This is a genomic window from Acetomicrobium mobile, from assembly GCF_937920065.1.
In genome coordinates this window covers 1-11,552 of record NZ_CALETC010000294.1, presented here as the reverse complement: position 1 = coordinate 11,552, position 11,552 = coordinate 1, and the positions used below count along the sequence as shown (strand labels likewise).

Annotated in this window: 5 protein-coding genes, 2 pseudogenes and 1 CRISPR repeat array; of the genes and pseudogenes, 1 reads left to right on the top strand and 6 read right to left on the bottom strand. The window is 37.1% G+C overall.

Translation table 11 applies throughout. From position 1 onward, the window contains the following. The first annotated feature begins 51 nt into the window (after nt 1-51). Nucleotides 52-1,440: pseudogene (locus Q7P41_RS10765) on the top strand (ISLre2 family transposase). A gap of 126 nt (nt 1,441-1,566) precedes the next feature. Here Q7P41_RS10765 and Q7P41_RS10760 read toward each other — a convergent pair. From Q7P41_RS10760 to Q7P41_RS10735, 6 genes and pseudogenes are all read right to left on the bottom strand, one after another. Then, the gene (locus Q7P41_RS10760; protein ID WP_303884167.1) at nt 1,567-2,472 is read right to left on the bottom strand and encodes a hypothetical protein; all 906 of its coding nucleotides are present in this window, start codon (nt 2,470-2,472) and stop codon (nt 1,567-1,569) included. A gap of 473 nt (nt 2,473-2,945) precedes the next feature. Beyond that, complete coding sequence (cmr4, locus tag Q7P41_RS10755) at nt 2,946-3,881, bottom strand: type III-B CRISPR module RAMP protein Cmr4 (protein ID WP_303884166.1); 936 nt, start codon at nt 3,879-3,881, stop codon at nt 2,946-2,948. Next, complete coding sequence (locus Q7P41_RS10750) at nt 3,871-6,807, bottom strand: CRISPR-associated protein Csx11 (protein WP_303884165.1); 2,937 nt, start codon at nt 6,805-6,807, stop codon at nt 3,871-3,873. Before Q7P41_RS10750 ends, cmr4 begins: the two co-directional genes overlap by 11 nt. Next, entirely contained in the window at nt 6,800-7,687 is an 888-nt protein-coding gene (locus Q7P41_RS10745; RefSeq protein WP_303884164.1) for an RAMP superfamily CRISPR-associated protein, read from the bottom strand. Before Q7P41_RS10745 ends, Q7P41_RS10750 begins: the two co-directional genes overlap by 8 nt. Further along, complete coding sequence (cmr1, locus tag Q7P41_RS10740; RefSeq protein WP_303884163.1) at nt 7,684-8,460, bottom strand: type III-B CRISPR module RAMP protein Cmr1; 777 nt, start codon at nt 8,458-8,460, stop codon at nt 7,684-7,686. The genes Q7P41_RS10745 and cmr1 overlap by 4 nt, the downstream gene beginning before the upstream one ends. Nucleotides 8,461-8,876: 416 nt before the next feature. After that, a pseudogene (locus Q7P41_RS10735) lies at nt 8,877-9,633 on the bottom strand (class II glutamine amidotransferase). Nucleotides 9,634-9,766: 133 nt separating this feature from the next. Beyond that, nucleotides 9,767-11,527: direct repeats of the CRISPR family, unit length 30 nt; unit sequence GTTTCAATCCCTCATAGGTAAGCTACAAAC. Nucleotides 11,528-11,552 lie beyond the last annotated feature (25 nt).

Below are 11,552 nucleotides of genomic sequence, written 5' to 3'. Positions count from 1 at the left end.
TTTTGGTAGAATCTTTGTGACACACAAAAACTCATAAAGGAGGGTCCCAACGTGAACAAGGATATTTTACTACAAATAGCAATAAACTTCTTCAAGGAGTTGCTTGAATTCTTCGATAATTCCGAGGTCAGGACATTAGCGGAAATTGAAGCTGAATTGTTTCGGATTATGAAGGCCTTTATCCGCGAGCTTATAAAAGCTTACATTCAAATTACAGACGAAGCCATATTAAAGGACAAATCGTCTCGAAAGGAAAGAGGGTTGGTCGTAGAGAGGCGTGATGACAAAAGAAGCGTTTATACCATCTTTGGTGATATATCTTTCAAGAGGACCTATTACTTCGACAAAAAGCATAAAAAATACGTATACCCTATGGACGAAGCATTGAGGTTGGATAAACGTCAAAGGCTGACTGAAGCTGTGGCCATAAGGCTGGTAGAAACGGCAGGTCGTCTTTACGCCAAAAGCTTAAATGAACGTAACTGAGGGTGAATTGTCCAAGCAGACGGTAAAAAACAAGATTCACAGCTTAAACCTGGAGGCCTTAAAGAGAGAGGCCCTCGAGAAAAGAAGCGTGCATGTACTGCACATAGATGCAGACGAGGACCACGTATCACTGCAGGAGGGCAGAAGCACGGCAGTTCCTTTAATCTGCATATATGAGGGCACCTTTAAAGAGGGATCTAAAAACAGCTATATAAACCCCATATGCATGAGCGGTTACGGAAAGGACACAGATGAGCTTTGGCTTGAGGTAGCAGATAGGATATATGAAAATTACGACCCCAAGGACATAAAAGACATATACATCCATGGAGATGGTGCAAATCGGATAAAGGAAGGTATAAGCTGGCTGCCCGAGTCAAAGTTAGTGCTCGATAAATACCACTTAAATAAAGCCGTCTTGGAAGCCATGGCAAGGCAACCTGAAAAAAGACACGAAATATACAAAGCCATAAGGGAAAACGACATGAATTCCTTTAAAAGGATCACCCCAGATATGTTAAACGATGCCTCAGATGAAAGGGAAAGAAAAAGGATAGTAGACTTCAGGAGGTATGTGACCAACAACTGGGATTCAATTACCATTCGAAACGAAGAAGACTGCGGCAGCTCAAGCCCTAATATGTCACGTAAGCCACGTACTTTCCTCCAGGCTAAGTTCCAGGGCGATGGCCTGGAGCAAGGTGGGCTTAAAGGCCATGTCTGCTTTGAGGGCCTACATCTGTAGCGGTGGGAAAGTGAAAGCAGAACACATAAAAGAAAAAGACCAAGAAAGCAGAAAGACAGACAAAGAATACAACTTTACATTAGACTTAGAAGATATCTTTAGTTCGGCTACAAGCGAGATAGGCTCCATAACGGTACTTAACATGGGGAAAGGTAACGCCCTTATACACGTCTTTAAAGGGCATATGTCATAGCGGTTTTGATTTTTAGCTGACCTAAAAACGTTGCCCTTTAGGATATATAGGGGAGTGGTTCCTAAAAATCCTACAAAAACTTGACGCGGTCAACATTTCCGAAGTTGCAGTTTTTGGCTGCTGTTTCAAAGAGCGTTATATCTTAATCAAACTCCCAAGTTCCATCCCAATTAACTATATATGTCGTAGATCTGGAGTCAACATATGTTCCTGGCGAAAAATAAAACTCTGGTTTAGATATTGCGCTGCCAGGCTTATTACTTGTCTCGCTACCTGAAATCTTGGGATCGTAATAACCTCTCCCCGTTAAAAGCTCGATATCTCCTTTAAATTTTATAGTTTTATCGTACTTTAGATGTGCAATAATATAATTATCGTTGATTTCTATTTTACATTCCTCTGCTTTAACACTCTCAATTGGAAACTTTACACTACCTGATGGATCAAATAATACATGCCCGAACCCATATTTCGATTCTCCGCCCAATATTAATTCTTCGATGACATTAAATCCATCAATTAATATCTCTGCTTTGTCGGATATTATTACTGTTTTATCACCTATTTCAGCATTTTCTTTGACCCAAACACACCCTATAATCCTTACATCTTTTATATTGCCATTTGTATCTTTAAATTTATTATTAATGAATTCAATTTCATGCAAGCTTGCATTTTTTGCAGTTCCGGTACTATCTATAGCCGTGGATATTTGACTTCCTATGAATCTGTGCTCAAATTCCGATCGTGAGATATTGCCATACTTTAATCCCTGTTCTGTATAAAGTGGAAAATAAATATTTATACCATCGTATACATAAAGATACGAGAACCTAAAATTATCTTTAACCGTTGCACCTATATCCTTATAATTATTATCTACAGGATTTTCGTATAAGTGCTCTGTTATACGTTTAGTTATAGCTCCCCACAAATTTCTCCCAGGAACGTAATACCTTGTCGGGGAAATGACCGATCCCCTAAAGGGCATATAACCAATGTGAAGCGGGCTTTTCAATTTAAACGAAACTGCAATATCTTTCCACATATCACTCACCGGCTTTGACTTTTACGTGATGTAACGAATATATTAATGTACGCTCTAATATCTTTTTCATGAACAGCAATTTATCGATGTCTTCAGCAACTGTCTTCAGATCTCCACAAAAATCATCAAATTTTGTCTGAAATTTTTCGTCTTTGCCTAGCAGATATTCACGTATTTTAATGCTATCATAATCATCATTTAAAAAATTGGTTAAATTTGTCCTTATATTATTTTTATCTTTACTTTCGAGTCAAAGAAACATCGCGTAAACCCCGTCTTCCTTTAGTACTCCTAAAGCTTTTCTTAAGTTTCTTTCTAGGTCTTTTATATTCTTACTGTCTGATGTTTCTACTGAATTTGCAATCATTTGAGCATGTTTCATACACATATAGTCCAGGTTGATCATCTTTCTCACCTCTTAAAGATACCCTTTTTGATTTTAGAAAACTTTACCAAAGTTAAACATACTTGTTTTATGCCGGTGAAGGTCTGTCTCCGCTTGCTTTGTCGTTTTTGCCATCGAAAAACAACTCAAGCCTGCCGAAACCTCTGGTTCCCATGCCGCCTATGCCGATGAATTCAAAGTAAGGACTAACGTTGTTTAATATCCCGGTAACTACTTTATCGTCTTTATCTACACCAATCTCAAACCCGAAGACTGTCCCCCTTGATATAGCTTCATAGGTAAACAGTTTTCCCGGCTCGGCCGCTCCAGTGGATGGATCTATCTTGACGGAAGTCCTTATTTCCAAATTGTCGTTTACTATATGAGAAAAAAGCTTTTCAGAAATGATGACAATATCTCCTGTCCAGCTATCTATTTCTTTCCGCAAAGCAAGACGTTTAGGACAACCAGAGTCAACTTTTTCAGTTTCCAGAAATAGCCATCCAAGTTTTAAATAACTGCTATCTTTATTTCCTTGTTTTAAATGACTGCTATCTTTGTTTTCTTTAACAATGTAATAAGCTTTATCGCAAACTTTTTGAGGAATGTTAATGTTACTGGAATCCTCGTTTTTTGCTTCATCGAACCAATATTCCATGAGCTCTTTCGTTGTAATCCATACAGTTCCTTCTTGGGATGAAACAGGAAAAAGTATTATTTGTCCATCGTAAAAACGCAATGTTCCTTTTTTATTTTCGTCTCCAAATATCTTTTTAGCCTCATCTTCAGCGCATTTTCTTTTTTTTGCTTCATCCTGGGAAGTGCACTCATTTTCCATTGCATATATGGTGTAGTATTCCCTCGTGACACCTGCAATCGAGCTACCCGGTATCTTTGGCACGTCTGTAGCAGGATCCCTTACGATCGTGTTGTCTACCAATCCTAACCTGTAGCCTCCTGCTCCTATGTGTATAGGATCAATGGCCCTCGCAAATACCTTTTTAGGATTCAAATTATTCGCCAATTTCTTTCTCCTCCTTTATCATGTGTCTAAAAATAAATATAGTGTCCATTAAAAGACCGTTGAGCAAAGAATTTATGAAAAGGCATCTTGTTTCTTCTCTCAAGCTATCCCATATACTTCCAAAGGCATCTTTAATGGTTGCTTCAGCAAATCGCATGAATACTTCCGTCTTGTTGCTGCCATCTTCGACATATCTCCACTCTTTTAGCTTAGTGGCTAGTGCTTCTTCAATATTATTTAATTGAGAACTTGAAAGATTAGATAATATATCCCATAGCTCCCTTATCATGGAAATTTGATAAAAATAGTAGGGCCTTCTTGAATAAAGCCGGTAAGTCTCCTCTCCCCTTTTTCTGCCTTCGTAATATATGTTATATCTATCGGTAGTGGCAGTAAGCAGATCGAAATCGAAATAGCCCGGATATAGACTAAAAGGTTTCTCCTTGGAAATTGATGATAAATCATCGAGTGTATATTTTTCGTTTTCTCCGATCAATTTTGTAGGATAGAATTTGAAAAAATCATCATTTTTCGTTTCGTAAACGTTCCACCATGGTTTCATTTTTACAGGCTTTTTAAACTCCCTGTCGTCAAGCATTCTTCTTTCGGCATCTAAAAGGACGTATAAGGGAAATTTTCTATTCGCCGTCAAAATCTTCACGCTTAGGGGCAACTTGCCCAATACTTTTTCAAATCTTTGTGAATAAAGCGTTGCTATCATCTCTGTAATTTTTATGGAGTCTAATGTTGGCACTATCAGCCGAAGGGAGAGGGGGGATATTGTAATTTCTATTAAAGGTATATATTCTTCTATTTCTATTTCTACTTCTACTCTATTATCATACTTTACTTCAAGCAAATTTTCGTTAGGGTTGTTCTCTAAGGCAAGGTGCTTAAATCCCTTCTTTAGACACTTAACTACAGCCTGTTCTCCAAATGTATTGTCATACCTGTACTTTTCGAGGGATTCTATTGTATAGAATCTGCCATCTCCCACGTGAAGTACAAGGAGGTCTTCAGGTTCCGGGCCATCTAATCTAATGATATAAGGAGTTTTTTCAGATAGCTTATTATCACTTCTTTTTAATGCGGACTGAAGTTTGTTGTAATCTACAGAAAATACTATCCTTTTCCACTTATATCTATATATATCACGTTCGATCTTTTCAACAACTGTTTCAAAAAATTCCTGAGTTTCACGCCATACTCTATAAATACGCGCGGGAGACGGGTTTTGGGTGAAAAAATATGAACCAAGGTTTTCTTTAGTTAATGTATTAGTTTGTAGCCTTTCTTCTATATTTTTTAAATGATTATAAAGTGTTTTTTCATTTAAGCCCACACGTTCCTCAAAAAACATATCTAATAACTGTGCTGCTTCTTTATTATAGGTATCTTTCAGCAGAAAAAATAATTCTAGGACTTTGTAAACTATATCTTTTCTAGGAGCAAAATTTAATGTTAATGAATTTACTATTTTCTCAAAATTTTTATCTTTAATTGAATCGATAAACTCATAAAATGCGTTATTGTTTTTTTTATACCAATCTTCAAAAGTTTGACTAAATATACTGCCGATCATCGTTCCGTCCAGCCACTTATCGAGGTCGAAGCTTAAAGAAATCAAGCTGACCCTGTTGTTTTTGTCAGCAATTTCATCAATCCAGACAGATTTCCGTCTATTGTTCAGCCACTCCTCCAATCTTCCCCTTCTTCTATTTTCGCAAATTGTACACCTTTCATCTTTTTCGCTTTTTGTTCGTATTCTGCAAATAGGGCACACATCCAACCTTTCGTTTTCTTTATTTTCAACTTTTTTATCTAAATCAATCAGGATTTCAATTGGTTCTTCTTCTCCTCCTTCAGTTAAAAGAAAAGGATGTACTTTTGGAATTTTTCTTTTTTCATATACACGTTTCAGCTCGTTGGCAATGATGGTCAGTGACCCTGATGGTTTGCTTAAGGTAAAAAATGGCCACAATTCATTATCGCTATCCTTTTTGTCGTATATTTCCCTTAATATTAGTTCTGCACAATCGCTGGCCAAACTTTTTGAATCTTCACCTAATTCTGGGAATGTAAAATACATTCCGTTTATGTCCTCGTAAATCACATTGCCTACAGGAAACTCAACCTCCAATTTATCCTTGATAATTTCTTTAATGTTATCGATAACTTCTGCTCTTTTTTGTATATCCGCTATCTTTCTGCCACGGTTTATAAAATCTTCACCATTCCAGCATACGCCAAATATTCTCCATTTTACGTCATTCATATCTTTGTATCCATCACATGCGATGCCTGCTAAAATCGTCTTAAACAATGATGCAGTTGAATATGAATGGTCCCACAGAGTAACGTCATTTGCCGGGATCCTAGTTTCTCCTAAGGCATGAGAAAACGCTGTTTTAAGATTGTCGATTAATGACTTTCTAAAACTAATTATATTGTTACAGTTTTTGAATAATTCAATTAAATTATTCTGCAGGTCATCAAATCTTTTTTGGAGACAGCTTAGATCTATCTTTTCTTTCTCGTAACCAAAAGGTGAGGATATTATCGTATTATCAATGGATTGCTTTCTTCTTACTATGCCTTTATCATCCGCTGAATCTTTACGATCACATTTTTGTAAATATTTTACAATACAATCTGTTGTGGCTTGCTCATGGTGTTGCTCGATAAGGTTTTTTATATTGCTGGGTGTCGTTATTGCGAAATCAAACGCGCTATCACATATATGTCTATATAGAATTGGATCCAAAAAATTACAAATATTTTCATGGCTGAAGCTTATTGTTCTTTCGATTGACTGATGTCTGATAAAATCAGGATGCATCTTCCCGATATCATGAAGAAGTGCTCCTATCTCACCTTTTAAAATATCTTTCCCTTTGGATTTTATTTTGCAAATAAGTTTATTCATGATCGCCACTCCACAGATTGTTTATATAGTTTTTAAATTCATTCCACTCATTGAATTTTTGATTCCATGTATTGGATTTTTGCTGTTCGTCAGAACACAAAGAAACAACTACAGTTGGATCAGGTTCGATTACTCCAAACCCGCTTGTTTTCTTGGCTGAAAAACCGTAAGTAAAAAACATCAACTCTAAAGCTTCCGTCAGAAACATTAAATCCGTCTTTACCTGCTCTTTAGAAAACATTTTGCCTCTGGGATATGGAAAATACAGAAGACGAAATTTACCTTTTGCACCTTCTTTTACAACCTCGAGAGTTATGGGGCTTTTTCCCGAGACCGGAGTGCGTGTAGTTCGGCTTAATGGTGTAATAACGTCTTTTTCTGCATCTTTTTTGTCAAAACACGTTGGGAAGAAATAAAGCCTCCCTTTTACGGTATCTTCGCTTGTAGTTTCAGAACCGAAAAGCCTTTCGATAATTTCAGACTTTGTAATCTCGTTGATATTTTTACCATCCAAATCATTAACTCTTCCCGCCGCAAATCTGAGATGTCCCTTCCAGGTAGATGACCTTATCATTGGTAAACCTGTCAGCTTATCCCGCACGATAGGATTTTCAAATATCTTGTTATCGATGACATTGAATTCGCCCTCGCCTTTACTTGTGTATGATCTTTTCAGTATGAATTTAATTTTAAGGAGCATAGAATATCTTGGCATTTTTTTAAAATCTTCTTCATTAAATTCCTTAAGCTTTACATCTGACTTCTTTTCTATAATGTCATGTTTTTTATTACCTAAGTTTAAGATCTTTTCTTGAAGCTCGCTATTTGGTTCAATACCTAAAAGATAATAATCATGAATAATCGCATCATCAGTACTCATCTTAATTCCTCCAATAATTTCTCCAATAATTCTTTTCCTTCTATGTATTTAATGTCTAAACTATCTATATAATGTTTGATCCCTAGATATTGTTCGGCATCATCCGTATAAAGAAAAAATCTATTCATTTTTTTATCCTTGTCCTTAAATTTTTTATAACAATATTTTCTACCCTTATTCTCCTCTCCTCTTAAATAAGGAAATAGCTTTTTCATATTAATAACCTCTTTGATTATTTTGTTGTCATTTGAAAATATAAACATTAATAGGTTTGGACTATATATTCCTTCCTTTTGCTTTTTAAAATAAACATCAATATCTGTCTTTTTGCAAATAATTTTTTCTATATTATTATTATTTTTTTGTATTTCTATAACTCCATATTTGGGATCTGCAAATTTCCCGCCAATTGTTCCATATTCCGAGATTATTTCCAAAGTTTTATACAACAAAAACCACTCGATATCTTCAAGTTTTCTAATAGACGTAAATTCAAATGCTAATTCGGATCCTTTATTTTTTTTCACTTCAAGCTTAAATTTTCTGGCCCAACTCGTACACCCGAATAACTCACATGCATCACAATGATGTTTTCCGTCGCATTTAGAGTTTGTTGGGTCGCAAGCTGTTCCACCCAGCCCCCTGATCAAAGCCTCGTACCACCACCTTAAGCTTCCAATGATGCCGGTCTCTCTCAAAGTCGAATATTTCCTTTCAGCATCACCCGTCCACAGGGGCGTTAATGGTTTAATCTGTACTATAAATTGTTCCATTCTAGCTTCACCTTCAATACTTGTTTTTTAAATTATTTCGCTTCACCTATCTGTATTTTAAAATGAAGATGATAAGATACATCTTGCAATTCCAATACTATAAGTTACAAAGACATGACCATTTGTATGGTTGTAGGCTTGCATAAATTTGCTAACCATATAAGCGTTTTGTTAAGGTCGACATCGCAGATTTCATCTGCGTACGCGGTATATAAGTAAGCCTATTTCTATTTATCTCAACATGAATGCCAGCCGGGAGAAGGTAGAAGATGCTTGTTTTTATTTAATTATTGCTTGTTTGTCCTGTATATTTTTTTATATAGTTGCCCTTGCCCCAATCAACGCGAACTTCTTGAGCATTTCTTAATTTTAATGCGCGTTGTTTATTATAATACATGAATATCGCGTTTATTTGATTACTTAATCTTTCCCTTTGTAAATACAATAAGCTCGCCACATTCAAAATTTTTCCAATGCTCTGCCTCTGTTAATTCTTTTGTAGCAATAATGTAGCCCTCTTGATCCGGTCGTTTTACCTCTGCAAGACTCACCACCCAATCTTCATCAACCAACTTAATCTTCTCATAGGGAGATTTTCCCTGAACGAAGCAAAGCCTGTTATATCCGTCTTTATCGCGATAGCTAAATAGAGACTCCCCATCAGAAAATATACAGTTTGGCTTCCCATATTTGTCGATCTCCTCTAACCTTTCAGCTAACCAATCGAAATATTTGTTTTTATTCATGCTTTTTAATATCTTAGCAGGAGCATTTTCTATGCGATGCAACAAATAACAAAAGGCAGCTTTTGAATCCATTTCACTTATAGGTTTGAACATGCCAAGCTCTAAATTTTCGTGGTTTAGCGTTCCGTTATGAGCAAAGAAATATTCTTTTCCATTCAGTTCTCGGTAAAACGGGTGAGCGTTCTTGCGACTTACGACTCCCCCGCTGGCATGTCTTACATGGCCAAAAAAAAATTCGAGCCTCGGCTTTCTGGTAATCTTGTAAAAATTTTGATAGGTCGCTTTGTTTAGCGCTAATTTCTTCTTTTATTACCTGAGCAAATTCATCTGGGTAAAAAGTTATGCCCCAACCATCAGGGTTATGTTCTCCCCTGTGGTGAGACTCCCTAAAAGAGATATCTGGTTTTACAAGCAAATTGAGGCACATTCCCAATAACTTGCACATTTTTCTTCTGCCTCCCAGAATCTAATTAGTGCTTTTAACAAAACAAGACTGGGAAGGGTATTAAACGATTGCTATTAACGCCAGAACAGCGCATAAAGTAAAAATCCGATGATAGACACTAATCCCTCATAGGTAGGCTACAAACAGTTGTGGGCAAAGATTAAAAAGATACTTTCATGGATGTTTCAATCCCTCATAGGTAAGCTACAAACACGGCACCGAGAGTCCCTGCTATGCCTCCAATGGCGGTTTCAATCCCTCATAGGTAAGCTACAAACCTGAAGAACGTGACGTCTGGACAGCAAATAAACCATGTTTCAATCCCTCATAGGTAAGCTACAAACTTGGCACGATAGACGCTTCAACATTATCGACACAAGTTTCAATCCCTCATAGGTAAGCTACAAACGAGGCCAAGGTGGAAGCACGGGACAACAAAATTGTGAGTTTCAATCCCTCATAGGTAAGCTACAAACTTGCTCTTTAGTTACATTCTTAAATACTTCAAGAATAAGTTTCAATCCCTCATAGGTAAGCTACAAACCTGAAGAACGTGACGTCTGGACAGCAAATAAACCATGTTTCAATCCCTCATAGGTAAGCTACAAACGTGAGCTTGCGCCAGAAACTCAGAAATCAATAATAGGTTTCAATCCCTCATAGGTAAGCTACAAACTCTTTATTGTAGAAGGCGAGAAGGACGCAGACAACTGTTTCAATCCCTCATAGGTAAGCTACAAACCAACATGTATTGTTGTTTATGGTCAACTCATAGAAGGTTTCAATCCCTCATAGGTAAGCTACAAACCCTCTTCCTCTTCCTGTCTCTGCTCGTGTGTATGCATGTTTCAATCCCTCATAGGTAAGCTACAAACGTCAACCCAGTACCCAACTAAGTCCTCAACTCTTACGTTTCAATCCCTCATAGGTAAGCTACAAACTGTGGTATATGGCTGAAAGAACCGCACAAGCTATATTGTTTCAATCCCTCATAGGTAAGCTACAAACTGTGATTACCTCTTCAGCATTGTATGTAATATCGAAGTTTCAATCCCTCATAGGTAAGCTACAAACTGGCAATAGTAATAAAGGTTAAGAAAGTGTTAGATAGGTTTCAATCCCTCATAGGTAAGCTACAAACACGATCTAAATTACATAAATATCCCATTGCCAAACAATGTTTCAATCCCTCATAGGTAAGCTACAAACTGAAATATGGGATGCACTTTACGATGATGCTCAAGATAGTTTCAATCCCTCATAGGTAAGCTACAAACCCGGAGATGTTACCTATCGACACAACGCCTAACCCGAGTTTCAATCCCTCATAGGTAAGCTACAAACTTCAATCGAGCTGGCCGAGGACGCTGTAATCTTTGGCGTTTCAATCCCTCATAGGTAAGCTACAAACTCGCTACGAAATGGACAACATAGGACGCTTTATCGGTTTCAATCCCTCATAGGTAAGCTACAAACCAGCTATAAATATTTTAAGGGTTGGGGCATCAACCTGGTTTCAATCCCTCATAGGTAAGCTACAAACTAGGTAGTGAGAAAAGCGGTCTATGGGCTAATATTCGGTTTCAATCCCTCATAGGTAAGCTACAAACGAGAAAAAGAGCAGAAGGGAGGGCGAGGATGGCTAAGCGTGTTTCAATCCCTCATAGGTAAGCTACAAACCTCTAATAGATAACCAATTGGGATTACTAATCTAAGTTTCAATCCCTCATAGGTAAGCTACAAACAGCTTGGCATTCATATAATTTGGGCAGGTCTTTTGGTTTCAATCCCTCATAGGTAAGCTACAAACCCATTGATTTATACCGCTACATAGCGCAGCTTGAGGGTTTCAATCCCTCATAGGTAAGCTACAAACAGCTTGGCATTCATATAATTTGGGC